Source organism: Monashia sp. HAY1-11D, assembly GCF_056868035.1.
Genome location: NZ_CP200320.1, coordinates 1212906 through 1237253 on the forward strand (window position 1 = coordinate 1212906; position 24348 = coordinate 1237253).

Annotated in this window: 22 protein-coding genes and 2 pseudogenes; 6 read left to right on the forward strand and 18 right to left on the reverse strand. The window is 73.4% G+C overall.

Translation table 11 applies throughout. From position 1 onward, the window contains the following. Positions 1-145: 145 nt before the first annotated feature. From purM to AC1VM9_RS05690, 8 genes are all read right to left on the reverse strand, one after another. A complete protein-coding gene (gene purM / locus AC1VM9_RS05655; protein ID WP_483121672.1) occupies positions 146-1276 on the reverse strand; it encodes a phosphoribosylformylglycinamidine cyclo-ligase in 1131 nt (376 codons plus the stop codon). 180 nt (positions 1277-1456) lie between these two features. Continuing rightward, on the reverse strand, positions 1457-2374 hold the full coding sequence (locus AC1VM9_RS05660; RefSeq protein WP_483121673.1) for a hypothetical protein: 918 nt from the start codon (positions 2372-2374) through the stop codon (positions 1457-1459). A 227-nt stretch (positions 2375-2601) separates the two neighbouring features. Beyond that, a complete protein-coding gene (gene purF, locus AC1VM9_RS05665) occupies positions 2602-4164 on the reverse strand; it encodes an amidophosphoribosyltransferase (protein ID WP_481341586.1) in 1563 nt (520 codons plus the stop codon). A 65-nt stretch (positions 4165-4229) separates the two neighbouring features. Beyond that, a complete protein-coding gene (gene thpR, locus AC1VM9_RS05670) occupies positions 4230-4799 on the reverse strand; it encodes an RNA 2',3'-cyclic phosphodiesterase (RefSeq protein WP_481341587.1) in 570 nt (189 codons plus the stop codon). Positions 4800-4806: 7 nt separating this feature from the next. Continuing rightward, on the reverse strand, positions 4807-6024 hold the full coding sequence (locus AC1VM9_RS05675; RefSeq protein WP_481341588.1) for a CaiB/BaiF CoA transferase family protein: 1218 nt from the start codon (positions 6022-6024) through the stop codon (positions 4807-4809). A 28-nt stretch (positions 6025-6052) separates the two neighbouring features. After that, positions 6053-6298 (reverse strand): hypothetical protein, encoded by a 246-nt coding sequence (locus tag AC1VM9_RS05680; protein WP_481341589.1) that lies wholly within the window; start codon positions 6296-6298, stop codon positions 6053-6055. Then, positions 6295-6675: a sterol carrier family protein gene (locus tag AC1VM9_RS05685; RefSeq protein WP_481341590.1), complete on the reverse strand. Its 381-nt coding sequence runs from the start codon at positions 6673-6675 to the stop codon at positions 6295-6297. The genes AC1VM9_RS05680 and AC1VM9_RS05685 overlap by 4 nt, the downstream gene beginning before the upstream one ends. Before the next feature lie 82 nt (positions 6676-6757). After that, entirely contained in the window at positions 6758-7639 is an 882-nt protein-coding gene (locus AC1VM9_RS05690; protein WP_481341591.1) for an LLM class flavin-dependent oxidoreductase, read from the reverse strand. A 92-nt stretch (positions 7640-7731) separates the two neighbouring features. On the opposite strand from AC1VM9_RS05690, the gene AC1VM9_RS05695 reads away from it, so the two are divergent. Genes AC1VM9_RS05695 through AC1VM9_RS05705 form a run of 3 tightly spaced genes read left to right on the forward strand, consistent with a single transcriptional unit; the run spans position 7732 to position 9873 of the window. After that, complete coding sequence (locus tag AC1VM9_RS05695) at positions 7732-8157, forward strand: VOC family protein (RefSeq protein WP_481341592.1); 426 nt, start codon at positions 7732-7734, stop codon at positions 8155-8157. Positions 8158-8182: 25 nt separating this feature from the next. Further along, positions 8183-9001: a GNAT family N-acetyltransferase gene (locus AC1VM9_RS05700; protein WP_483121676.1), complete on the forward strand. Its 819-nt coding sequence runs from the start codon at positions 8183-8185 to the stop codon at positions 8999-9001. Continuing rightward, positions 8998-9873, forward strand: coding sequence for a spermidine synthase (locus tag AC1VM9_RS05705; protein WP_483121678.1), 876 nt, complete (start codon positions 8998-9000; stop codon positions 9871-9873). Before AC1VM9_RS05700 ends, AC1VM9_RS05705 begins: the two co-directional genes overlap by 4 nt. Positions 9874-9939: 66 nt before the next feature. On the opposite strand, the gene purL is transcribed toward AC1VM9_RS05705, so the two are convergent. From purL to purD, 7 genes are all read right to left on the reverse strand, one after another. Beyond that, positions 9940-12261, reverse strand: a complete 2322-nt coding sequence (purL, locus tag AC1VM9_RS05710; RefSeq protein WP_481341595.1) for a phosphoribosylformylglycinamidine synthase subunit PurL — start codon at positions 12259-12261, stop codon at positions 9940-9942. Further along, positions 12258-12953, reverse strand: a complete 696-nt coding sequence (gene purQ / locus AC1VM9_RS05715) for a phosphoribosylformylglycinamidine synthase subunit PurQ (protein ID WP_481341596.1) — start codon at positions 12951-12953, stop codon at positions 12258-12260. Before purQ ends, purL begins: the two co-directional genes overlap by 4 nt. Next, positions 12950-13237, reverse strand: coding sequence for a phosphoribosylformylglycinamidine synthase subunit PurS (gene purS, locus AC1VM9_RS05720; protein ID WP_481341603.1), 288 nt, complete (start codon positions 13235-13237; stop codon positions 12950-12952). The genes purQ and purS overlap by 4 nt, the downstream gene beginning before the upstream one ends. Positions 13238-13329: 92 nt before the next feature. Further along, positions 13330-13956 (reverse strand): LURP-one-related family protein, encoded by a 627-nt coding sequence (locus AC1VM9_RS05725; RefSeq protein ID WP_481341597.1) that lies wholly within the window; start codon positions 13954-13956, stop codon positions 13330-13332. 64 nt (positions 13957-14020) lie between these two features. After that, positions 14021-14593, reverse strand: coding sequence for a GNAT family N-acetyltransferase (locus AC1VM9_RS05730; protein WP_483121681.1), 573 nt, complete (start codon positions 14591-14593; stop codon positions 14021-14023). A 185-nt stretch (positions 14594-14778) separates the two neighbouring features. After that, positions 14779-15675, reverse strand: coding sequence for a phosphoribosylaminoimidazolesuccinocarboxamide synthase (locus AC1VM9_RS05735; RefSeq protein ID WP_483121682.1), 897 nt, complete (start codon positions 15673-15675; stop codon positions 14779-14781). Beyond that, complete coding sequence (purD, locus tag AC1VM9_RS05740) at positions 15672-16958, reverse strand: phosphoribosylamine--glycine ligase (RefSeq protein WP_483121684.1); 1287 nt, start codon at positions 16956-16958, stop codon at positions 15672-15674. Before purD ends, AC1VM9_RS05735 begins: the two co-directional genes overlap by 4 nt. 48 nt (positions 16959-17006) lie before the next feature. Here purD and AC1VM9_RS05745 point away from each other — a divergent pair. Both AC1VM9_RS05745 and AC1VM9_RS05750 read left to right on the forward strand, forming a co-directional pair. Beyond that, positions 17007-17285, forward strand: a pseudogene (locus tag AC1VM9_RS05745) (mycothiol transferase); the annotation flags it as partial. A 133-nt stretch (positions 17286-17418) separates the two neighbouring features. Further along, positions 17419-17613: a mycothiol transferase gene (locus AC1VM9_RS05750; RefSeq protein WP_483121686.1), complete on the forward strand. Its 195-nt coding sequence runs from the start codon at positions 17419-17421 to the stop codon at positions 17611-17613. A gap of 60 nt (positions 17614-17673) precedes the next feature. On the opposite strand, the gene AC1VM9_RS05755 is transcribed toward AC1VM9_RS05750, so the two are convergent. Beyond that, a complete protein-coding gene (locus tag AC1VM9_RS05755; RefSeq protein WP_483121688.1) occupies positions 17674-18315 on the reverse strand; it encodes a GNAT family N-acetyltransferase in 642 nt (213 codons plus the stop codon). 58 nt (positions 18316-18373) lie between these two features. On the opposite strand from AC1VM9_RS05755, the gene AC1VM9_RS05760 reads away from it, so the two are divergent. Next, entirely contained in the window at positions 18374-20692 is a 2319-nt protein-coding gene (locus tag AC1VM9_RS05760) for a HelD family protein (protein WP_483121689.1), read from the forward strand. Between the two features lie 1011 nt (positions 20693-21703). Here the strand turns inward: AC1VM9_RS05760 and AC1VM9_RS05765 are convergent. Further along, positions 21704-22873, reverse strand: a pseudogene (locus AC1VM9_RS05765) (nucleotidyl transferase family protein); the annotation flags it as partial. Between the two features lie 39 nt (positions 22874-22912). After that, positions 22913-24223 carry an adenylosuccinate synthase gene (locus tag AC1VM9_RS05770; RefSeq protein ID WP_481343330.1) on the reverse strand — a complete coding sequence of 437 codons (1311 nt, stop codon included), beginning with the start codon at positions 24221-24223 and terminating at the stop codon, positions 22913-22915. Positions 24224-24348: the final 125 nt, after the last annotated feature.

The following is a 24348-nucleotide window of genomic DNA, read 5'->3' on the forward strand; positions in this document are numbered from 1 at the left end:
TTGGGCCTTCACGGCCGTCCGCATGCGTCCTTCGCAGGCTGCGTCGCGCCCGGGCATCCCGTGCTGGCCGTGCTGGCCCTGCTGGCCGCAGGCGGATGGAGGACGACGCGGGCCGACCGGCGCCGTTCGCCCGGCGCGGCCCGGTTCAGGGCGTCGGGTGCGACCCGACCACCTGGACGGCGCCCCCCTCGACGCCCTTCGCCCCACGGACGACCTCGACGTCCGGGACGATCATGCCGGTGGTGGTGGCGGTCTCCTCCGTCGTCACCTCGCCGAGGCGCCACGCAGCGATGCCGGCCGCCCGGCTCAGCTCGACCGCACGGGCGGCGTGGGCCTCGGGCAGCACCGCGACGAACCCGACACCCTGGTTGAGGGTGCGCTCGACGTCGGCCTGGGGCACGCGTCCGAGGTCCTGCACGGTGCGGAAGACCGCGGGAGGCGTCCACGTGGACCGGTCGAGCCGCGCGAACGTACCGGCCGGCAGGACCCGGGCCAGGTTGGCCGCGAGCCCACCGCCGGTGACGTGGCTCAGGGCGTGCACGTCGACGTCGTCGTCACCGATGAGCGCGAGCAGCGGCCGGGTGTAGATGCGGGTCGGCTCGAGCAGCTCCTCGCCGAGCGTGCGGCCGAAGTCGTCGACGTGCCGGTCCAGGGCCCAGCCGGCGCTCTGGACGACGCGACGCACGAGGCTGTAGCCGTTGCTGTGCAGGCCGCTGCTCGCGAGCGCCACCACGACGTCGCCGTCGGCCACGCGCTGCGGGCCGAGGACGTCGGCGAACTCGACGACACCGGTGGCCGCGCCCGCGACGTCGTACTCGTCGGGCTCGAGCAGTCCGGGGTGCTCGGCGGTCTCGCCACCGACGAGGGCGACGCCCGCCTCCTCGCACGCCCGGGCGATGCCACCGACGATGGCCGCGACGCGCTCTGGCACGACCTTGCCCGTGGCGATGTAGTCGGTCATGAACAGGGGCTCGGCGCCGCACACGACGATGTCGTCGACGACCATCCCGACGAGGTCGAAGCCGATCGTGTCGTGGCGGTCGAGCGCCTGGGCGATCGCCACCTTGGTGCCGACGCCGTCGGTGCTCGTGGCGAGGATCGGACGCGTCATACGGGCGATCGCGCTCGCGTCGAACATGCCGGCGAAGCCGCCCAGCCCACCGACCACCTCGGGTCGCGTCGCGCGTCGGACCGACGCCTTCATCAGCTCGACGGCCTTGTCACCCGCCTCGACGTCCACTCCGGCTGAGGCATACGTGATGGGGGCGTCGCTCACGGCCCCCAGCCTACCGGCGCTCCTCGGCTCCCCCGTCCGCCGTCCGCCGGTCAGCGGCCCTCTCTGCCCCTCCTCTCGTCCGCGGCCGAGGTGATCGCTCGTGCCCGACCGCGACGAAGCACCTCGACTCCGAAGGGAGGCCGTGTGTCGAGGTATCCGCTCGCCGCACCGAGCGAGGAATCACCTCCACCGAGACGTTGCGAGGCCGAGAGCGACCTGCTGCATGAACGCGTCCTCGTGCAGGCGCAGACCGACCAGGTCGATTCGCAGGACCCTGTCGCCGGTGAGGACGACCGCGTTGCGACTGAGGTTGTCGACGCTGACGGCGAGCCCCTCGCGGTGCTGCATGCCGTCGACCTCGACCACCAGTCCCTGCGTGTGCCACCGGACGTCGAGGTAGATCCGGCCGCGCGGCCCCTGGCGCACGACCTGGCGCGAGGGCTCCGGCAGACCCCGTGCCCGGCACAGCCGCGCGAAGTCGAGCTCGCCGAGCGACTCGACGCCGAGCGCCACGTCCCGGACGACGCCCTTGATGAAGGCGCGCCGCCGCCGTCCGAGGCACGACGCGACGGCCACCTGGAGCGCCGCCGCGGTCGTCAACCGCTGCTGCACGGCCATGAGCAGGACCAGGGCGGCCTGCCGGTCACTCACGGCCCATCCGGCAGCCCGGACCGCCGCGACAGCCGGACGCGTGCGAGGGACGCCGACGCCGAGGACCTCGTCGTCGAGGCGGCGGATGAGCTTGTGGACGCGGACGCCATCGAGTCGGGGGACGTCGTGGCTGTGGCGGACGGACAGGTGGAGCAGCTCCTCGTCGAAGCCCGTCAGGCCGGAGGCGACCAGGCTCGTGACACCGTCGAGCAGGGCGATGCGCTCACCCACCTCCCAGATGGCCGACCAGGCCCTGGCCACGACCGGCAGCGGGCCGCGGTGCACGGCGACGGCCTGCCTGCCCACTGCCAGCCAGCGCTCGGCGGCGACCTCGTTGCGGACGTGGTCGTGCGTGATCCCGAGCTCGCGCAGCTGTCGGCGGGACACCACTCCCCCGTGGGCTGCGGCGGCGGCCGAGGCCATGGCTCGACGTTCGGAACCGGTCACGGCTCCGATGGTCGACGAGGGCAGCGCGATGGGCCCACGGGCACGGAGGCGTCTGTGGACGGCTCGCCACCCGTCGCCGGGGTTGTGGACGACCGAGCCGACCCGCCGGTCGAGGTGATAAGTCGCACCCGGGCGCGAGCAGATACCTCGAACCGATCGCCGAGCCCGTGGGTGGAGGTGATTCGTCGCGCCTGAGCGCGAGCAGATACCTCGAACCGCAGAGGGGGTCAGGGGTGCTGCAGGGCGCTCTCGCCGCCGACCGCGACCCCGAGACTGACGCCCTCGACGTCGACGGAGCGGTCGTGACCGGTGCGGACCGTGAGCGGCAGGGTCTCGAGCACGTGCTTGCCGATGTGGCCGTCCTCGGGCAGCTCGATCGGGTACCGGCCGGTGAAGCAGGCCGTGCACAGCTGCTCGCGCGGCTGGTGGGTCGCCGCGATCATGCCGTCCTCGGAGATGTAGCCGAGCGAGTCGGCGCCGATCGACGCGCGGATCTCCTCGGTCCCGAGGCCCGTGGCGATGAGCTCGGCCCGGGTCGCGAAGTCGATGCCGTAGAAGCACGGCCACTGGACGGGCGGCGAGCTGATGCGCACGTGCACCTCGGCGGCGCCGGCCTCGCGCAGCATCCGGATCTGGGCGCGCTGGGTGTTGCCCCGCACGATGGAGTCGTCGACGACGACGAGGCGCTTGCCGCGGATCGTGTGCTCGAGCGGGTTGAGCTTGAGCCGGATGCCGAGCTGGCGCAGCGTCTGCGAGGGCTGGATGAAGGTGCGCCCGACGTACGCGTTCTTGACGAAGCCCTGGCCGAACGGGATGCCGCTCTCCTGCGAGTAGCCGACGGCGGCCGGTACGCCCGACTCCGGGACGCCGATGACGAGGTCGGCGTCGACGGCGTGCTCGCGTGCGAGGACGCGGCCCATCTCGACCCGCGCCTCGTGCACGACACGGTTGCGGATGACGGCATCGGGGCGCGCGAGGTAGACGTACTCGAAGACGCAGCCCTTCGGCTGCGGCTCGGCGAACGTGTGCGAGCGCAGCCCGTTCTCGTCGATGGCGATGAGCTCGCCGGGCTCGATCTCGCGGATGACGGAGGCGCCGATGGTCTGCAGCGCTGCGGTCTCGGACGCGACGACCCAGCCCCGCTCGAGGCGGCCCAGGGCGAGCGGGCGCACGCCCCACGGGTCGCGCGCGGCGTACAGCGTCTGCTCGTCCATGAAGACGAAGGAGAAGGCGCCCCGCAGCTTCGGCAGCAGCTCGAGGGCGGCCTGCTCGGGGGTACGGTCCTCGTCGGCGGCCAGCAGCGTCGTGACGAGCGCCGTGTCGGAGGTGTTGCCCCGGGCGAGCTCGCCGGTGACGCGCGCACCGCCGAAGTGCTCGTCGACGAGGGCCTTGAGCTCGACGGTGTTGATGAGGTTGCCGTTGTGGGCCAGGGCGATCGTGCTGTGGCCGGTGCCGCCGAGCGTGGGCTGCGCGTTCTCCCACGTCGACCCGCCGGTCGTCGAGTACCGCGTGTGCCCGATGGCGAGGTGCCCCCGCAGCGAGCTGAGGGCGGTCTCGTCGAAGACCTGCGACACGAGGCCCATGTCCTTGTAGACGAGGATCTTCTCGCCGTCGCCGGTCGCGATGCCCGCGGACTCCTGGCCGCGGTGCTGCAGCGCATAGAGCCCGAAGTACGTCAGCTTCGCGACGTCCTCTCCCGGGGCCCAGACGCCGAAGACCCCGCAGGCGTCCTGCGGGCCCTTCTCGCCGGGGATGAGGTCATGGTTCAGTCGACCGTCGCCGCGTGCCACTGCCCCAGTGTCGCACAGCCGGCAGCCTCGCCCGGACGCGTGCGGCCCGGGTGGACGCGTCGTGCTCAGTCGGCGGGAGCCCGCAGGGGCAGCGCCGCGAGCACCTCGTACCGGGGGCGACGACCCCGCCCCTGCCCGAGGTGCGACTCGACGAGCACGACCTCCTCGGCCCGCCACGTCGGGCCCTCGTACGCCTCGAAGGCGCGCAGCCAGCGCGTCGCCTCGGCCGGCCGCCGGAAGCGCCCGAGCGTGACGTGCGGGTGGAACCGCGTGCCGTCGGGCGTGGCCCCGACGCCGTTGGCGGCGCCGCGGGCGTTCCTGGCGAGGGCGTCGAGGTCGCCGTGCAGCTGTTCGACACCGACCCACAGCACGCGTGCGGCATACGGGTTGGGGAAGGCCCCCGCGCCCGCGAGCCGCAGGACGAGCGGGTCCCGGCGCGAGGCGGCCGCGCCGAGGGCCTCGGTGAGGTCGTCGAGCCGGTGCTCGGGGACCGCGCCGAGGAACGCCAGGGTGACGTGCCACTGGTGCGGGTCGGTCCACCGCAGGTCACCGCCGGCCTCGCGCCGCGGCTCGACCTGCGCCGCGAGGTCCTCCAGGGCGTGGGTGGGAGGAACGACCGCGACGAAGAGCCTCACGACGCCGTCACCGCGCCGTCCGTGTCGTCCCCGACGCGTCCGGCGCCTCCGACGCATCCGAGGCGTCCGGCGCCTCGAGCGCCGCGCCGGAGGCCAGCAGGCCCTCGACGTCGGGCACCCCCCACGCGGCGAGGGCGGCGCGCGTGTCTGCACCGACCGCCGAGGGCGGCGTCGTCAGGTACGCCGGGGTGCGTGAGAACCGCGGCGCCGGGGCGGGCTGCACGACGCCGTGGTGCTCGACGTACGTGCCACGCGCGGCCAGGTGCGGGTGGGCCGGCGCCTCCGCGTACGACAGCACCGGCTCGACGCAGGCGTCGGTGCCCTCGAAGAGCTCGGTCCAGGCGTCGCGGCTGCGGGTCCGGAACGTGTCGGCGAGGAGGGCGCGCAGCGCCGGCCACGCGGCGGGGTCCGACCGGCTCGGCGCCGTGTCGGAGAGGCCGAGCAGCTCGAGGAACGTGTCGTAGAAGCCCTGCTCGAGCGGGCCGACCGCCATCCAGCCGCCGTCGCTCGTCTCGTACACGTCGTAGAACGGGGCACCGGTGTCGAGCAGGTTGGTGCCCCGCCGTCCGCTCCACAGGCCCGCCCCGAGGAGTCCGAGGACGAGCGAGGAGACGTGCGCCGTGCCGTCGACGATCGCCGCGTCGACGACCTGCCCGCGCCCGCTCGCGCGCGCCTCGAGCAGCGCTGCGAGCACGCCCACGACGAGGTAGAGCGCCCCGCCGCCGAAGTCACCGACGAGGTTGACCGGCACCTGCGGCGGGCCGCCGGCGCGGCCGATCGCTCCGAGCGCCCCCGTGACGGCGATGTAGCCGATGTCGTGCCCGGCGGCCTGGGCGAGGGGCCCGTCCTGGCCCCAGCCGGTCATCCGTCCGTAGACGAGGCGCGGGTTGCGCTCCAGGCACGCGTCGGGGCCCAGGCCGAGGCGCTCCGCGACGCCGGGGCGGTAGCCCTCGACGAGGACGTCGGCCCGCTCGACGAGGTGCAGCGCGGCCCCGAGCCCGTCGGGGTGCTTGAGGTCGAGCGCGACGGAGGGGCGACCGCGTCGGAGCAGGTCGCGCTCGGGGTCGAGGGGCACGGGCAACGGCGACAGGCCCGGCCGGTCGACCCGGATGACGTCGGCGCCGAGGTCGGCCAGGAGCATGGCTGCGAACGGCGACGGGCCGATGCCGGCCAGCTCGACGACGCGGACCCCGGCCAGCGGCCCACCGCGCGGTGCGATGGTCACGACGCGCGCACGCCGGCGCCCCGGCCGGTCACGAGCCGTCGCGGCCCGTGCGGTCGAGCAGGAGCGCGACGATGCCGGCGAGGCCCGCCCCGAGGAAGACCCCCAGGGCGCCGAGGAACAGCACCGCCGTCCCGACGTCGTAGGACCTGGTCAGCGAGTAGCTGGGTCCGCCCGGCTCGCGCAGCCCGACCACCACGCCGACGACGAGCCCGACGAGGGCCCCGGTGACGAGGAAGCGCTTGAAGTTCGGGGTGCGGGGGACGTCGGGACTCACGGGCCCAGCGTAAGCGAGGCCAACGGCAGCAGGCCCTCGAGGTGGGCTCGCTGGCCGCTCGCCCGGACGCGGGAGGCGTCGACGGCCTCGTCCCACGCGAGGTCGCCGACGGCCAGCCGCAACCACGTGTCGGCGTCGGTCTCGATGACGTTGGGCGGGGTCCCGCGCCGGTGCACCGGGCCCTCGATGCACTGGGCGGCCCCGAACGGCGGGACACGGACCTCGACGGTGCGCCCCGGGGCGACCGAGGCCAGCTCCTCGAGGGTGTACCGCACGGCGGTCGCGATGGTCTGGCGGTCGGCGGCGAAGTCGGCCCTGCGGCAGGCCTCGAGCGCGGCCCGGCCGGCGTCGACGGGGGTGCGTCGGCGTGGGGGCATGGCCGCCAGCCTAGCCGCGGGACAGACACCCACCGGGCCGCCCCGGGGCGCGAGGCCCGGCGAGGGACCGGGCCCGTCGGAGTCACCGCAGGCGCGGGATGACGCCGGTGACGACGGCGTCGAGGACGGCGCGCGTGCCGGCGAAGGGCCCGGACCGACGCGGCCAGTGCGTGATGACGTCGGTGAAACCGAGCTCGGCGGCGCGCCCGACGGCGTCCTCGAACGCGTCGGCACTGCTCAGCGAGAAGGTCGGGGCGCTGTCGAGGTTGAGGTACCGGTCGAGGCTGCCGGGGTCGCGACCGGACGCCTCGAGCGCCTCCTCGACGACGCGGCAGTGGCCGGCGACGAGGTGCCACCATGCGGTGTCGGTGTCGGCCGTGCCGCCGTAGGTCATCCAGCCGTCGCCACGGTGCACCGCGAGGCGGATGGAGCGCGGGCCGTTCGCCGCGACGACGAGCGGAACCCGATGCCCGCCGGGCAGGCCACGCACCGGTCCGGGACGCGTCTGGACGTCGTGCGCGGCGTAGAAGCGTCCCTGCGCCGTGACGCGCTCCTCGCGCAGCAGCCGGTCGACCAGCTCGGTGAACTCGTGGAACCGCTCGACGCGCTGCCTGAGCGGCAGGTCCTCGCCCATGATCCGGGAGTCGAGGTCGCCCCCGCTGCCGACGCCGAGGAGGAACCGGCCACTGGAGATGTCGTCGAGGGCGAGCACCTCCCGCATGAGCTGGACCGGGTGGTGGTTGTTCGGCGAGGACACGAAGGTGCCGAGGCGTGCCCTCGACGTCACGGCTGCGGCGGCCGCCAGCGTCGGCACGGCGGCGAACCACGGCGAGTCGGGCAGGCCCTCCCACGTGACGTGGTCGAAGGTCCACAGGTGGTCGAAGCCCATCGCGTCGGCCTCCCGCCACATCGGCTCGGCCACGGACCAGGCGTGCTCGGGCAGGATCGTCAGACCGAAGCGCATCCCCTGACGGTAGCCGCCGGCCGGACCGTTGCCGCCGTCGGTGCAGGGTCGTAGCGTCGGACCACCAGAACGGGCACGTCGAAGGAGCCACCATGTCCAACCTCGTCGTCCACTTCGAGATCCACGGTTCGGACCCCGAGCGCCTCGCCGACTTCTACGGCCAGCTGCTCGGCTGGTCGTTCCAGCAGTTCGGCGACATGCCGTACTGGGCCATCGACACCGGCGAGGAGTCCATGCGCCAGGGCGGGGCGGGTCACGGCATCAACGGCGGGCTGACCCAGCGGCAGGGCCCGGCACCCGAGAAGGGTGGCCCGGTCAGCGGCGCCAACCTCGTCGTCGCGGTCGACGACGTCGACGGCCTGTTCGCCCGCGGGCTGGAGCTCGGCGGCACCGAGGCCCTGGCACCGGCGGACATGCCGGGTGTCGGCCGCCTCGCCTACCTGCACGACCCCGACGGCAACGTCTTCGGCCTCATCTCCCCCGTGATGTCCGACGGCACGACCGCGATGGGGTCCTGACACGGCGTCCTCCTACGCTGGGCCCGTGACGCTCGACCGGAGGCCCGACGACGCCTCGCCCTGGGACGACGCCGCGGTGCTCGCCGCGTCGAACGCGTGGGCGTGGGTGCCTGCCTTCGCCCGCAGCGTCGCCACCGACGAGTACCTCGTCGTCGCCTATCCCCCGACGTTCCTGACGCCGACGGGGGCGCGCGTCGTCGAGTCCGAGCGCGACCCGCGCGACCTCGTCGACGAGGTGCACGCGGTCGCCCGCGTCCTCGGCCGCGACCGGCTGTGGTGGACGGTCTCGGACACGACGCGCCCGGAGGGGCTCGAGGCCGAGGTCGTGCGTCGCGGCGGCACGGTCGTCGAGCGGATGGACGTGCTCGCCCTCGACCTGTCGCAGGGCCTACTGCCCGACCTCGGGGTGCCCGCCGACGTCACGGTGCGGCGCGTCGCCGACCGGACCGACGTGGTCGAGTCGCTCGTCCTGAGCCAGCTCGCGTTCGGCGGCGACGTGCCGGACGACGCGGAGGTGGACCTGGCCCTCGACGAGGTCGAGCGCGGCCTCGCCGAGGGGTCGGGCGGTCGCGTCCTCGCCTCGGTCGACGGCCGGGCGGCGAGCACGGGCGGGTGGACGCTCGTCGGTCCGGTCGCACGGTTCTGGGGCGCCGGCACCCACCCGGACCTGCGCGGACGCGGAGCGTACCGGGCCGTGCTGGAGGCACGGCTGCGGCACGTGCTCGAGCAGGGCGTCACCCTCGCCCTGACGCACGGACGCGTCGACACGTCCTCACCGATCCTGCGCTCCGTCGGCTTTCGCCGCTACGGCGAGCAGCGCCAGCTCGTCGTCGACCTCACGTGAGCGCCCGCGGCCGCCGGGCCGGGCCCACCGACGACGCCGCGGGTCCGGACGGCGGCGCCGGTCCCTCCCGGCGCATCACCCTCGAGTGGGACGACCGCGGCGGGGTCACGGTGCACATGGACGGCTCGCCCCAGTCGCACGTGCAGCCGCAGGACCCCACCGTCCTCGTCTTCGAGTACGTCCAGCACCTCGCGCTCGTCCTCGACGCGCTCGTCCCGGAGCCTCCTGCGCCGCTCGCCGTGACGCACGTCGGGGGCGCGGGGCTGACGCTGCCGCGGTACGTCGAGGCGACGCGGCCGGGCTCGCCGCAGATCGTCCTCGAGCCGGATGCCGAGCTGACCGCCCTCGTCCGCGAGCAGGTGCCGCTCCCCCGGCGGCACCGCATCCGGGTGCGCCCCGTCGACGGGCTCACCGGCGTCGCGGGCCTGCGCGACGCGTCGGCCGCGGTTCTCGTGACCGACGCGTACGCCGCCGGACGCGTCCCCGGCGAGCTCGTCGGGTCGGCCTACGCCACGCACGTGGCGCGGGTCCTCGGCACCGGTGGCGTGGCGCTGTGGAACCTCGCCGACGAGCCGGGGCTGCGCTGGGTGTCGCGCGTCGTGGCGACGGCCCGGCAGGTCCTGCCGCACGTCGCGCTCCTGGCCACTCACGAGGTGCTCAAGCGTCGACGGTTCGGCAACGTCGTCCTCGTCGCGTCGGGCTCGCCGCTGCCGGTCGAGCGGCTGCGCCGCGACGTCGCCCGCGCCCCGCTCCCGACGGGGCTGCGGGCCGGGGTCGAGCTCGACCGTCTCTGCGCGGGCGCGAAACCCTTCGGCGACAAGGGGATCGGCAGCCCCGAGCCGCCGGATGCCACCGACTGGCGTGTCGTCTGACACGCGTGGGGCGACGCCCGGTCAGGGCGCCGCCCCACCCGTTGGACAGCTGCGGCTAGGGCCGGCTCACTCGCCGAAGACCGCGGGCATCGTGAACCGGTGCGCCGAGCGCAGCTCGGACACCGACACCGTGAACAGGTCGCCGACGACGACGTCGCGACCACCGGTGACGCCGATGCGCGCGTGCGGCACGTCGCCGAGCAGCTGCTCGAACTCGGTGGCGCGACCGGCCGGGACGGCGACGAGCGCGCGGGCCGCGGACTCCGAGAAGAGCGCCGTGAACGCGTCGAGGGGCTGACCGTCCTCGGTCGTCCCGACGCGGTCGAGGCCGTCGACCGTGACCCCGACCCCGTGGCGCATGGCCATCTCGGCCAGGCCGATGGCGAGGCCGCCTTCGGACAGGTCGTGGGCGGCCTCGACGACGCCGGCCTTCGCCGCCCGCGCGAGCGCGGCACCGAGCGCCTGCTCCGCGGCGAGGTCGACCCGCGGCGGCACCCCGCCGAGGTGCTTGTGCACGACGTGCGCCCACTCGGACCCGTCGAGCTCGGCGCGGGTCGTGCCGAGGAGGTAGACGTGGGCGTCGTCGGAGCGGAAGCCGGAGCCGGAGCGCTTCGAGACGTCCTCCATGACGCCGAGGACGCCGATGACCGGCGTCGGGTGGATCGCGACGTCACCGGTCTGGTTGTAGAAGGACACGTTGCCGCCGGTGACCGGGATGCCGAGGGTCTTGCAGCCCTCGGCGATGCCCCTGATGGCCTCGCGGAACTGCCACATGACGCCCGGGTCCTCGGGCGAGCCGAAGTTGAGGCAGTCGGTGACGGCCAGCGGCTCGGCGCCGGCCGTGGCGACGTTGCGGTAGGCCTCGGCGAGTGCCAACTGGGCGCCGGCGTACGGGTCGAGCTTGGCGAAGCGGCCGTTGCAGTCCGTGGCGACGGCCACGCCGCGCCCGGTCTCCTCGTCGACACGCACGACACCGGCGTCGTCGGGCTGGGCGAGCGCCGTGTTGCCGAGGACGTAGCGGTCGTACTGGTCGGTGACCCACGACTTGTCGCAGAGGTTGGGCGAGCCGATGAGCGTCAGCAGCTGGGCGCGGATGTCCTCACCGGTCTCGGGTCGCTCGAGGGCGGAGGCCGAGTCGGCGTTGAGCGCGTCGAGGTAGTCCGGCCGGGCGAGCGGGCGGTTGTACGTCGGGCCCTCGTGCGCCACCGAGCGCGGCGGCACGTCGACGATGACCTCGCCGTGCCACGTGATGACGAGGTGGTCGCCGTCGGTGACCTCGCCGACGACGGTGGCCTCGACGTCCCAGCGGTCCGTGATGGCGAGGAACTCCTCGACCTTCGCCGGCTCGACGACGGCCATCATCCGTTCCTGCGACTCGGACATGAGGATCTCGTGCGGCTGCAGCGTCGCGTCGCGCAACGGCACGAGGTCGAGCTCGACGTGCATGCCGCCGTCACCGTTGCTCGCGAGCTCGCTGGTGGCACAGGACAGCCCGGCGCCGCCGAGGTCCTGGATGCCGGCGACGACACCCGCCCGGTAGAGGTCGAGGCAGCACTCGATGAGCACCTTCTCGGCGAACGGGTCGCCGACCTGGACTGCGGGGCGCTTGGCGGGGCCGCCGGCCTCGAACGTCTCGGACGCGAGGACCGAGACGCCGCCGATGCCGTCGCCGCCGGTCTTGGCACCGAAGAGGATGACCTTGTTGCCGACGCCGGTGGCCTTGGCCAGGTGGATGTCCTCGACCCGCATCGCGCCGACGCAGAGCGCGTTGACGAGCGGGTTGCCCTGGTAGCAGTCGTCGAAGACGACCTCGCCGCCGATGTTCGGCAGGCCGAGGCAGTTGCCGTAGCCGCCGACCCCGGCGACGACGCCGGGCAGGACGCGCTGGGTGTCGGGGTGGTGCAGGTTGCCGAAGCGCAGCGGGTCCATGACGGCGATCGGGCGTGCCCCCATCGACATGATGTCGCGGACGATGCCGCCGACGCCGGTGGCCGCGCCCTGGTACGGCTCGACGTAGGACGGGTGGTTGTGCGACTCGACCTTGAAGGTCACCGCCCAGCCGTCACCGATGTCGACGACGCCGGCGTTCTCGCCGATACCCACGAGCAGCTTCTCGCGCATCTCGTCGGTGGTGTTCTCGCCCCAGAGCTTGAAGTGGACCTTGCTCGACTTGTACGAGCAGTGCTCGGACCACATGACCGAGTACATGGCGAGCTCGGCGATGGTCGGCCGGCGACCGACGATCTCGCGGATGTTGAGGTACTCGTCCTCCTTGAGGCCGAGCTCGGCCCACGGCTGGTCGACGTCGGGTGTCGCCGCCGCGTGCTCCACCGTGTCGACGGCGGACGGGGCGGTCTCGACGGTGGCCTGTGCTGCGGTGTCGCTCATGCGGTGGCTGCGCTCTCGAGGGTGTGCGTGATCAGCGAGGTGAAGAAGGCCCGGCCGTCGAGGCTCGGGCCGTAGCCCTCCTCGACGCAGTGCTCCGGGTGCGGCATGAGGCCGACGACGTTGCCCCGCTCGTTCGTGATTCCGGCGATGTGCCGGTAGGACCCGTTGGGGTTGCGGCCCTCCGCGTCGGGGACGTACCGGAACACGACGCGCCCCTCCCCCTCGAGCCGGTCGAGGGTCTCCTCGTCCGCGACGAAGCCCCCCTCGCCGTTCTTGAGGACGACGGTGATCTCCTGACCGGCCTCGAAGTCGCCGGTCCACGCCGTCGAGGCGTTCTCGACGACGAGCCGGGTGTCGACGCAGTTGAACTTGCGGTGGTCGTTGCGGATCAGCGCGCCGGGCAGCAGGTGGCTCTCGGTGAGCACCTGGAAGCCGTTGCAGATGCCGAGGACCGGCAGGCCGCCCTGCGCCGCCGGCACGAGCCGGTCCATGACCGGCGCGAAGCGGGCGATGGCGCCACAGCGCAGGTAGTCCCCGTAGGAGAACCCGCCGGGAAGGATGACGGCGTCGACACCCTTGAGGTCCGCGTCGCCGTGCCAGAGGGAGACCGCCTCGCCACCGCAGGCGCGCACGGCCCGGGCCGCGTCGCGGTCGTCGAGCGAGCCGGGGAAGGTGACGACGCCGACCTTCACTGCGCGTCGTCCTTCGGCTCCGCGTCGTCCGCGGGCTCCTCGAGGACCCGGACGGACACGACGTCCTCGATGACGGGGTTCGACAGCAGCTTCTCGGCGGCCTCGCGGGCCGCTTCCAGGTGGCCGTCGGTGACGTCACCGTCGACCGTGAGGACGAACCGCTTGCCCTGCCGGACGTCGGTGAACCCGTCGAAGCCGAGGCGCGGGAGTGCCCCGCCGACGGCTTGGCCCTGGGGGTCGAGGATCTCGGGCTTGAGCATGACGTCGACGACGATGCTTCCCATCGGTGATGGTTCTCCCTGTCTGGATGGGGTCAGGAGCGTCCGTGCCGGACGGCCGAAGTCTATCGGCCCGCGCGGGTGCCCCCGACCGCGTCTCAGCGGGACTGCAGGGCGTCGAGGGCGACGGCCATCGCGGCCCCGACGCGCCAGTCGAGGCGCCGCCCGTCGGCGAGCGCCGGCAGGTCGACGTGGTAGATGTCGCGGACGCCGATGCGCTTGGTCGAGCTGAGCACGACCTCCCCCTGCGGCGTCCGGAAGTCGAAGTGGAACAGCCAGGGCACCGGGATGTCGCCGAGCACCGGCACGAAGTCCCACACGCGGCGCAGGATGGCGACCTTCGCGTTGCGCTCGGTGCCCGTGGACTCGAGGCCCGCGGCGTCGCGCAGGTGCCACGTCGAGCTGGCGAGCGAGGCGCCGAAGTCCTTCTTGAACCAGCCGATCGGCGCGCCGGTGGCATCGAGGACGTCGTAGCCGGAACCGAGGTCGATGACCTTGCGGGCCCGGAACCCGAAGAGGGCGTGCGTCTTGGCCGCGTCGCTGAAGAAGGTGACCTCCTCCTTGAGCTTCATCCGCTTCTGCTCGGCGAAGCACAGCAGGCCCAGCTCGGCTCCGCTGCCGTCGGAGCGGTGGATCTCGTACCGGTTGACCATCATCGTGACGCGCTGGCGCACGACGTAGTGCTCGGTGTCGGGGGCGGGCTGCTCGGCGACGGGCTCGCTCATGGGCCCCAGCGTGCCACAGCCGTCGTGGTCCGCACGTGACGGGCCGTCCCGACTCAGGCGCGGGTCAGGCGGGGGCCAGGCAGGCGTGCAGGTGCATGTCGTGCCAGCCGTCCGGGTGCAGGAGGGCCGAGCGCCGCACGCCCTCGAGGTGGAACCCGCTCTTGACGGCGACCCGGCACGAGGGCTCGTTGTGGACCGAGTGCATGAGCTCGATGCGGTGCAGGCCGACGTCGAAGAGCCACGCCGTCATGGCGGTGAGCGCCCGGCCGGCGACGCCTCGCCCGCGACCCTCCGGCAGGACCCAGTAGCCGACCTCCGCGATGCCCTCGTCGAGGTGCAGCACCGGAAGGCCGACGCGCCCGACGAGGTCGCCTGCGCCGTCGACGACGGCCCACTCGGCGCCGGTCTCGCGCTGCCATCGCGCGTGCGCCCGCCCGCGGACCCACTCCAGCGCCTCGTCGTGGGTCAGCGAGCGCCGGTGCCAGCGCTGGATGGCCGGGTCGGCGTAGGCACGGACGAGAGCGTCGGCGTCGTCGTCGCCGAACGGGCGCAACGTCAGCCCCTCCCCCACGTCGACGGTGGGCTGGGCGGCGGCGTTGAGCGATCCGGGCGCGACGGCGACGGGAAGGGCGGACACGGCGTCATGCTCGCACGGGGTACCGACCATGCCGTCCCCCCGTCGGCCGATCTCGTCGGCGACCCGTGTCCGGTCCCCCGATCCGTCTCCTCGTCGGCCATCCGTTTCCGGCCCGCCGACAGGTCGTCGGCCGCGAGACCTCTCGGCCGACCGGACCCCGGACGGCGGACCGGAAGCCGTCGGCCTCAGAAGCGCTCGCCGGTGAGCCGCTCGTAGGCCTCGACGTACTTGGCGCGGGTCTGCTCGACGACGCGCTCGGGCAGCTCGGGCGGCGCCTCCCCGCTCCGGCGGTCCCACCCGGACCCGGGCGAGGTGAGCCAGTCGCGGACGAACTGCTTGTCGTAGGAGGGCTGCGGGTGCCCCGGTTCCCACAGCTCGGCCGGCCAGAACCGGGAGGAGTCCGGGGTCAGCACCTCGTCGGCCAGGACGAGGCCGCCCGAGCCGTCCGGGGCGAGGCCGAACTCGACCTTGGTGTCGGCGATGAGGATGCCCCGCCGGGCGGCGATCTCGTTGCCTCGGGCGAGGATCGCGCGCGTCAGCCGGGACACCTCTGCGGCGACCTCGGCACCGAGCTCGGCCTCGACCTCGGCGGGCGTCATCGGCAGGTCGTGCTCGCCCACCGGCGCCTTCGTCGTCGGCGTGAAGACCGGCTCGGGCAGCTTGGAGCCGTCGACGAGCCCCTCGGGAAGCCCGACGCCCGACACCGACCCCTTCTCGCGGTACTCCTCGAGGCCGCCGCCCGTCAGGTAGGCGCGCGCGATGGCCTCGACCTTGAGCATGTCGAGCCGGCGCACCACGACGCCGCGCCCGGCCACGGCGTCGGGCACGTCGGTGGACACGACGTGGTTGGGCACGAGGTCGGCGAGCTGGTCGAACCACCACAGCGACAGACGCGTCAGCACCGCGCCCTTGTCGGGGATCTCGGGCGACATCATCCAGTCGTAGGCCGAGAGGCGGTTGGACGCGACGAGGAGCAGCTGGTCCGGGACCTCGGTGCCGTCCGCGGCGAGCGGTACGTAGAGGTCGCGGACCTTGCCGGAGTAGACGTGCCGGTACCCGTCGAGCTCGACCCGGGTGCTCATCGGGCCGCCGCCACGGTGATGTCGCCGCGCTCGGCGCGCAGGGCGATGTCGGTGCGGTGGTGCGAGCCGGGCAGCTCGATGACGGCGACGGCGTCGTACGCGGCCTGCCGCGCCTTCGCGAGCGTCGGGCCGACGGCGACGACGTCGAGGACGCGTCCGCCCGCGGACACCAGCTGGCCCGACGCGTCGAGCGCGGTACCGGCGTGCAGGACGACGACGCCGGGCACCTCGGCGGCGGCGTCGAGCCCGGTGATCGGGTCGCCGGTGCGGGGCGAGGCGGGGTAGCCGTGCGAGGCGATGACGACGACCACTGCGCGGTCCTCGGACCAGCGCAGCCGGCCGAACTCGGCCAGCGTCCCGGTCGCCGCCGCGAAGAGCAGCTGGGCGAACGGCGTCTCGAGGCGGGCGAGCGACGCCTGGCCGTCGGGGTCGCCGAGCCGTGCGTTGAACTCGACGACCTTCGGCCCCCGCGAGGTCAGGGCGAGCCCGACGTAGAGGATGCCGACGAACGGGGTGCCACGCCGGCGCATCTCGTCGACGGTCGGCTGGGCGACGCGGGCGACGACGTCCTCGGCGAGGCCCTCGGGTGCCCAGTCGAGCGGCGAGTAGGCCCCCATGCCACCGGTGTTGGGGCCGGCGTCGTCGTCGGCGACCCGTTTGAAGTCCTGCGCGGGTGAGAGCGCGACAACCGTGGAGCCGTCGCTGACGCAGAAGACGGAGACCTCCGGGCCGTCGAGGAACTCCTCGACGACGACGCGTCCGCCGTCCTTGGCCAGGCACGCCCGGGCGTGCTCGACCGCGGTCTCGCGCGACTGGGTGACGACGACGCCCTTGCCGGCGGCGAGGCCGTCCTCCTTGACGACGTACGGGGCGCCCAGCGCGTCGAGGGCGGCCTCGACCTCCTCGACGGTCTCGCACACGTGGGCCAGCGCGGTGGGCACCTCTGCCGCCGCCATGACCTCCTTGGCGAACGACTTGCTGCCCTCGAGCCGGGCGGCCTGCGCCGACGGCCCGAAGACGGCCACGCCCGCGGCGCGGCAGGCGTCGGCGACGCCGGCGACGAGCGGCGCCTCGGGCCCGACGACGACGAGGTCGACCTCGTGCTCGCGCGCGAGCGCCGCGACGGCGTCGCCGTCGAGCACGTCGACGGGGACGCAGAGGGCCGTGGCGTCGATGCCCGGGTTGCCGGGCGCCGCGATGACGGCCTCGACCTCCGGGTCGGCGGCGACGGCCTTGACGAGGGCGTGCTCGCGGGCACCGGAACCGAGGACGAGGACCTTCACGGCGCCCAGCCTATTGGCTCGTCCGGGTGCTGCTGCGAGGCTGTCCCGATGGCGAACACCGACGCTCCCGACGCCCCCGGCCCGGACCACGAGGCCTGGCTCGTCTCGACGCTCCAGTCCCACCGCGACGCCGTGCTGTGGAAGCTGGAGGGCGTGTCCGAGCACGACGCCCGCCGCCCCCTGACCCCGACCGGCACCAACCTGCTGGGTCTGGTCAAGCACCTCGCGTACGTCGAGCACGGCTACTGGGGCCCGACCTTCGAACGCGAGGTGACCGTGCCGCTGCCCGCGTGGGACGACGACGCGTTGCCCAACGACGACATGTACGCCTTCGCCGACGAGTCGCGCGAGGACGTCGTCGCGCTGTACCGGGCGGCCTGGGAAGCTCGGTGCCGGGACCGTCGCGCTCGGCCTCGACCACCGGGGCCGGGTGCCGTGGTGGCCGCAGGAGCGTGCCGATGTGGACGTGCGGCTCGTCCTGGGCCACCTCATCGCCGAGACGGCCCGGCACGCCGGCCATGCCGACATCCTGCGCGAGCAGCTCGACGGTGCGGCCGGACGCTTCCAGGGCCGCGAGAACCTGCCCCTGGAGGACCCGGCCTGGTGGCGCGACTACCTCGCCCGCGTCGAGGCCGCCGCCGACGCCCACCGCTGAGGCCGCCGCGGCGTGAGGGTCAGGCCGTGCCGGTCAGGCCGAGCCGGTCAGGCCTGCCGGTCAGGCCGTGGCGGTCATGGTGCCCAGGCGCTCGAGGAGGCGGTGCCGCACCTCCGGCCACTCGTCGACGAGGATCGAGTACACCGCGGTGTCGCGCCACGAGCCGTCGGCGCGGCGCACGTCCCGGCGCGTCACCCCCTCGAACACCGCTCCCAGCTTGAGGATCGCGGCGCGGGACCGGGCGTTGAGCACGTCGGTCTGGATGCGGACGCGTCCGAACCCGCACGTCTCGAAGGCGTGGGCGAGGAGGAGGAACTTGCACTCCGGGTTGACCGCGGTGCCCCACCACGGCGAGCCGTACATCGTCCAGCCGAGGTGCACGTGCTGCCGGGTGAGGTCGACGTCGCCGAGTGAGCTCGTGCCGACGACCGTGCCCGCCGCACCGAGGGGCGAGTCCTCGACCAGCCGCACCGTGTAGGCGGTCCGCCCCTGCTCGCGGGCCGCGATCGATGCGGCCACGAGCGCCTCGGTCTCGGCCGGCGACTCGTGCGGGCGCATCATGAGGAAGCCCTGCTCGTAGCAGCGGGGGTCCGCGTAGACGGCGAACAGACCGTCGGCGTCCTGCGGGCGCATCACGTCGAGGCGCACGACGCGACCGATGAGCGGCACGCCGGTGGGTGGGATGGAGTCCGTCTCGGGCATGTCCTGACACTAGACTTGATGGTTCCCGCGCCGCTCAGGGCGCCCCTCGAGTCCATGGATGTCAGTGAGCACTTCGAACGCATCTCCCCAGCGCGCATCGGCCGCGGTCCCCGACGAGGTGGCCCGCGAGATCGCCGTCGAGCAGGCGCACGTCGACCGGGTCCACGAGGAGCTCGTCAAGGCCGGCATCCGGGCCGAGTCGGTGCAGGCCGAGGGCCTGTCCCGCGGCCGCATCACGAAGTCGGCGGAGGTCGCGTACGAGGAGGCGGCGGGGCTGTTCGAACGCGACGCCCTGATGTTCCACGCGGCCCGACGCCGCACCGCCCTCGACACCCAGTACGAGGGCCTCGTCTTCGGCCGCCTCGACATCGACCACGCCATGCTGCGCGCCGAGGCGGCCGGCCACGCCGGCGCGAACGGCAACGGCTCGGCGTCCTCGACAGCGTCGGCGTCCTCGGCAGCCTCGTCGGCAGCGGCGGACCGCGAGGTGCGCTACATCGGCCGCCTCGGCGTCCGCGACGACGACTACGAGCCGCTCGTCATCGACTGGCGCGCCCCGGCGGCGTCGGCGTTCTACCGCGCGACGCCCACGCAGCCGATGGGCGTCCTGCGCCGACGCGTCCTGCGCAGCCGCGGCACGACCGTCATCGGCGTCGAGGACGACCTCATGGTGCCCGAGGCGCCCGACGACCTCGTCATCGTCGGCGACGGCGCCCTCATGGCCGCCCTGACCCGCACCCGCGGCGCGCGGATGCGCGACATCGTCGCGACGATCCAGGCGCACCAGGACGAGGCCATCCGGGCCAGCGCCCGCGGCGTCACCGAGATCACCGGCGGACCCGGCACCGGCAAGACCGTCGTCGCCCTGCACCGGGCCGCCTACCTGCTCTACTCCGACCGGCGCCGGTTCGAGTCCGGCGGGATCCTCGTCGTCGGCCCGTCGGGTGCCTACACCGCCTACATCGAGCGGGTCCTGCCCTCCCTCGGCGAGGAGAGCGTGACGCTGCGTGCGCTCGGCGACGTCCTCGACGTCGTCAGCACTGAGCGGCTCGACCCGCCCGCGGTCGCCCGGCTCAAGGGGTCGGTGCGCATCCGCACGCTGCTCGGCGCGGCGGCCCGCGGACGCGTCCCCGAGGCCCCGACCGAGTTCCGTGCCGTCGTCGCCGGCCGGGCCGTGCGGCTCGAGGCGCGCGATCTCGACCGCGTTCGCTCGCAGGTGCTGCGCCAGCACCAGCGAAACGCGGCCACCGCGGCGGCACAGGCCTCGCTCGGTGAGGCCGCGTGGAGCTCGCTCGGCATCAGCGGCGACCGCGACGCCAAGGCCGAGTTCATGGACAAGTGGGAGGACCACCTCGACGTCGAGGCGTTCATGCAGGCCTGGTGGCCGCAGGTCGACGCGCGCCAGGTGCTGCTCTGGCTCGCCGACGAGGCGCTCGTGCGCCGCCACGCGCGTGGCACGCTGGACGACGACGAGGCCGCGATGCTCGCCACCTCGTTCCGGACCGCGGTCGAGACCGGCACCTGGTCGGTGGCGGACGTCGCGCTCGTCGACGACGTTGCGGCGCGCCTCGGCCCGGTGCAGGACGCGCCCCAGGAGGAACGCGGGTTCTACGAGATCGAGGAGCTCGACGACCTCAGCCAGTACGGCGTCACCGAGGTGCAGCCGGTGTCGGCCCGCGACGAGCGGCGGGCCGAGGCCGTCGGCGGCGACCCCACCGACCGGCTCCTCGCCGGGCGCATCGGCAAGCCCGAGGAGTACGCCCACGTCCTCGTCGACGAGGCGCAGGACCTCTCGCCGATGCAGTGGCGGATGATCGGACGCCGCGGGCGGCACGCGTCGTGGACCGTCGTCGGCGACGCCGCGCAGGCCTCTTGGCCGGATGCGGCCGAGGCGGCGTCGGCACGTGAGGAGGCCTTCGGCACGCAGCCCCGCCAGCGCTTCCACATGGACACCAACTACCGCAACGCCCGCGAGATCTTCGACTTCGCCGCCGACGTCGTGCGCCGCGAGGTGCCCGACGCCGACATCCCGCAGGCGGTCCGCGAGACCGGGGTCCAGCCGCTCGAGCTGCCCCTCGGCGCCGACGGGGCCGAGTCCCTGTCAGCGGTGCGCTCGGCGGTCGACGCGCTGCTCGGCGAGGTTGAGGGCGCCATCGCCGTCGTGACGCCGGCCCGGCACGCGCCGGCGCTCGCGTCCGTCGACGGGGCCGGTGAGGGCCGGGTCCAGGTCGTCGACCCGATGTCGACCAAGGGTCTCGAGTACGACGCCACTGTCGTCGTGGACCCGGACGAGATCGTCGCCGAGTCGCCCGGTGGCGTCCGGGTGCTCTACGTCGCCCTGACCCGAGCCGCCCACCGGATGACCGTCCTGTCCTGATCCCCCCGGTATGTCCCGTGCTCCTGAGCACGACATCGAGGTAAAGGTTTGTTCAAGGAATCGCCGAACCATCGACTCCTCAGCACGGGCGAGAGATGATGGTCCGGACGTCGAAGGTGCGCGAACACCCTCCCCGCCGGTCTCCTCCCCCTTGAGACCCCCTCGACGTCCGGCGTAGTCCCGCCCCCCAATTGAGGACTCGCACCGGGCGAGGGACGAGATGCAACCCCCCTGCATCTCGCCCCTCGCCCGAACCATGTCCGGCGCGTGGTGGAGGGCGGTCCGCTCCGTCGACGGTGTCGGGCGGTCGCTCGGTGTCGGGGGTGGTCGGGGCGGGGTTGGCCGGGGCGGGGTTGGCCGGGGCGGCGTCAGCCGCCGAGGAGCGTTCGGACGCGGTCGGCGCCGACCGCCAGCAGCAGCGTCGGCAGGCGCGGACCGGTGTCCTTGGACACGAGCAGCCGGTACAGGAGGACGAAGAACGCCCGCTGGGCCGCGGACAGCTCGGGGTCCTTGACCTTGGCCTCGGGGTCGATGCCGCGCTGGATCTTGGGCACCGCGTACACGAGGTGGGTCAGGCCGTCGACCGACCAGTGCGCGTCGAGGCCCTCGAGCAGCAGGCGCAGCGACTCGCGCTGCGTGTCCTCGAGGCTGCCGAGCAGCTCGGCGTCCGGCGTCTCGCGGACGACGGTGCGGTCCTCGGCCGGGACGTAGCCGAGCATCCAGCGCTCGGCGCAGTCGAGGCGCGGGCGCAGGTCCTCGATGGAGTCGACCGGGTGGTCGGGGTCGAAGCTCGGACAGGATGCGCACCGCCTGGGCCTCGTCGCCCTGCGTGATGTCGATGACCGAGGCGATGGTCCGGAACGGCATCGGCCGGGGGGTCGAGGGCAGCGGGCCGGAGGCCGTCGAGGAGGCGCGCAGGTGGGCGGCGAGGTCGCCCGGCTGCGCGGCGCCGGCCTCGACCTTGCGGTTCAGGGCGTCCCACTCGTCGTAGAGCCGCTGCAGCTCGGGGCCGAAGGCGACGTCGAAGCTCTGGTTCGGGCGGCGTCGGGCGTAGAGCCAGCGCAGCACCGCCGGCTCCATGACCTCCAGCGCGTCGTTCGGGATCGGGACCCCGCCCTTGGACGAGCTCATCTTGGCCATGCCGGCGATGCCGACGAACGCGTACATCGGGCCGATCGGGCGCTCCCAGCCGAAGACGGGGGCGAGGTCCTTGCCGACGACGAAGCTGCTGCCCGGGCTCTGGTGGTCGACGCCGGACGGCTCGAACAGCACGCCCTCGTAGGCCCAGCGCATCGGCCAGTCGACCTTCCAGACGAGCTTGCCGTCGGTGAAGGTGTCGAGGTCGACGGTCTCGGTGTGCCCGCACCTCGTGCAGGCGTAGGCGAGCTCGTGCGTGTCGTCGTCGTAGGCGGTGACGGTCGTGAAGTCGGTGCGGCAGACGGTGCAGTACGGCTTGAACGGGAAGTAGCCGGCGGTGCCCTCGCTGCCGTCGTCCTCCGCCGCGGCGCCCGAACCGCGCTCGGCCTCGGTCGCGGCGGCCGCCTGCTCCTCGGTGAGCTGCGCGGCCTTGGGGTCCTGGCGTCGGCCCTTGCCGGTGGCCCGCTGCCGCGCGTCGGCCTCCGCCTCCAGGGTGCGGTACTGGTCGAGGACCTTGTCGATGGCGACCCGCTCGCGCATGGCGAGGAGGACCTGCTCGCGGTACGCGCCCGCGCGGTACTGCTCGGTCTGGCTGATCTGGCGCACCTCGATGCCGGTGGCGCCCATCGCCTCGAGCAGCGGCGCCTTGAAGTGGTCGGCCCAGCTGGCGTGCGGCGACCCGGCCGGGGCGGGCACCGACGTCAGCGGCATGCCGATGTACTGCTCCCACGACTCGTCGACGCCCTCGAGGCGCTTGGGCACGCGGCGGAAGCGGTCGAAGTCGTCCCAGGACAGGATGTGCTCGCACGCGATGCCGCGGCGCTTGATCTCGTCGGCGACGAGGTGCGGCGTGATGAGCTCGCGGAAGTTGCCGAGGTGGATGGGCCCCGACGGGCTGATGCCGGACGCGCAGACGATGGTGTCGATGCCGCGGTGCCTCGCCTCGGCGATGACGTCGTCGGCCAGACGCGTCACCCAGTCGAGCGGTTCGGTGGTGGCCTCGGGGGCCGGCTCCGGGGCGGCGGGGGCAACCGTGTCACTCATGGATGTCCTTCGGGTCCAAGCAGGTTCGTGGGTCAGCGGTCAGCTCGCGACGCTGGGCTTGAGCGGGAAACGCTCGATGATCTCGTCCCGGCCCGGACCGACACCGATCGCGGAGACGCGGGCGCCGATGAGCTCCTCGACCCGCAGCACGTACTTCTGCGCGTTCTCGGGCAGCTCCTCGAAGGTGCGGCAGTGGGTGATGTCCTCCCACCAGCCCGGCATCTCCTCGTAGATCGGGGTCGCGTGGTGGAAGTCGCTCTGGCTGACCGGCATCTCGTCGTGGCGGACGCCGTCGACGTCGTAGGCGACGCAGATCGGGACCGTGGACAGACCGGTGAGCACGTCGAGCTTGGTGACGACGAAGTCGGTGACGCCGTTGACCCGCTGGGCGTAGCGGCCGATGACGACGTCGAGCCAGCCGCACCGGCGGGGACGTCCGGTGGTGACGCCGAACTCGGCACCGGTCTTGCGGAGGAACTCACCCATGTCGTCGTGCAGCTCGGTGGGGAACGGCCCTTCGCCGACGCGCGTCGTGTAGGCCTTGAGGATGGCGATGACCGAGTCGATGCGGGTCGGCGGGACGCCCGAACCGGTGCACGCGCCGCCCGCGGTGGCGTTGCTCGAGGTGACGTACGGGTAGGTGCCGTGGTCGACGTCGAGGAGGGTCGCCTGGCCGGCCTCGAAGAGCACGGTCTCGCCGCGGTCGAGGGCCTGGACCAGCTCGAGCGCCGTGTCGGTGACCATCGGCGCGAGCCGCTCCGCGTACGAGCGCAGCTCGGTGACGACCTCGTCGACGTCCGCGGCGCGCGTGTTGTAGATCTTGGCGAGCACCTGGTTCTTGACGGCCAGGGCGGCCTCGACCTTCTGGCGCAGGATGCCCTCGTCGTAGAGGTCCTGGACCCGGATGCCGATGCGGCTCATCTTGTCCGCGTACGTCGGGCCGATGCCGCGACCGGTCGTGCCGATGCGGCGGCTGCCGAGGAAGCGCTCGGTGACCTTGTCGAGGGTCCGGTTGTACGGCGGGATGACGTGCGCGTTGGCGCTGACCTTGAGCTTGCTCGTGTCGACGCCGCGCGCGTCGAGGCCGTCGAGCTCCTCGAAGAGGACACCGAGGTCGATGACGACACCGTTGCCGATGACGGGCACGCAGTTCGGGGACAGGATCCCGGACGGCAGCAGGTGCAGCGCGTACTTCTCGCGCTTGCCGTCCTTCTCGATGACGACGGTGTGGCCGGCGTTGTTGCCGCCGTTGAACTTGACGACGTAGTCGACGCTGCTGCCGAGCAGGTCGGTCGCCTTGCCCTTGCCCTCGTCGCCCCACTGCGCTCCCACGAGCACGATCGCCGGCATCGGTCTGCCTTCCGGTTGTGGTCCAAGCCAACGGCAAGGCTATCGGTTGCCGGCCGGTGCCCCGGACGCCGTCCGAGCCCGGCCCGGACCCCGGCCTCGTGAGCCCTGGCGCACTTCGTCAGCGC

Coding starts and splice junctions, on each gene's coding strand:
- AC1VM9_RS05735 (WP_483121682.1), bottom strand. CDS start 15,675: ATGAGCACCCGGGTCGAGCTCGACGGGTACCGGCACGTCTACTCCGGC.
- AC1VM9_RS05725 (WP_481341597.1), bottom strand. CDS start 13,956: ATGAGCGAGCCCGTCGCCGAGCAGCCCGCCCCCGACACCGAGCACTAC.
- AC1VM9_RS05685 (WP_481341590.1), bottom strand. CDS start 6,675: ATGCCCCCACGCCGACGCACCCCCGTCGACGCCGGCCGGGCCGCGCTC.
- purS (WP_481341603.1), bottom strand. CDS start 13,237: ATGGGAAGCATCGTCGTCGACGTCATGCTCAAGCCCGAGATCCTCGAC.
- AC1VM9_RS05690 (WP_481341591.1), bottom strand. CDS start 7,639: ATGCGCTTCGGTCTGACGATCCTGCCCGAGCACGCCTGGTCCGTGGCC.
- AC1VM9_RS05755 (WP_483121688.1), bottom strand. CDS start 18,315: ATGCCCGAGACGGACTCCATCCCACCCACCGGCGTGCCGCTCATCGGT.
- AC1VM9_RS05760 (WP_483121689.1), top strand. CDS start 18,374: ATGTCAGTGAGCACTTCGAACGCATCTCCCCAGCGCGCATCGGCCGCG.
- AC1VM9_RS05770 (WP_481343330.1), bottom strand. CDS start 24,223: ATGCCGGCGATCGTGCTCGTGGGAGCGCAGTGGGGCGACGAGGGCAAG.
- purL (WP_481341595.1), bottom strand. CDS start 12,261: ATGAGCGACACCGCAGCACAGGCCACCGTCGAGACCGCCCCGTCCGCC.
- AC1VM9_RS05695 (WP_481341592.1), top strand. CDS start 7,732: ATGTCCAACCTCGTCGTCCACTTCGAGATCCACGGTTCGGACCCCGAG.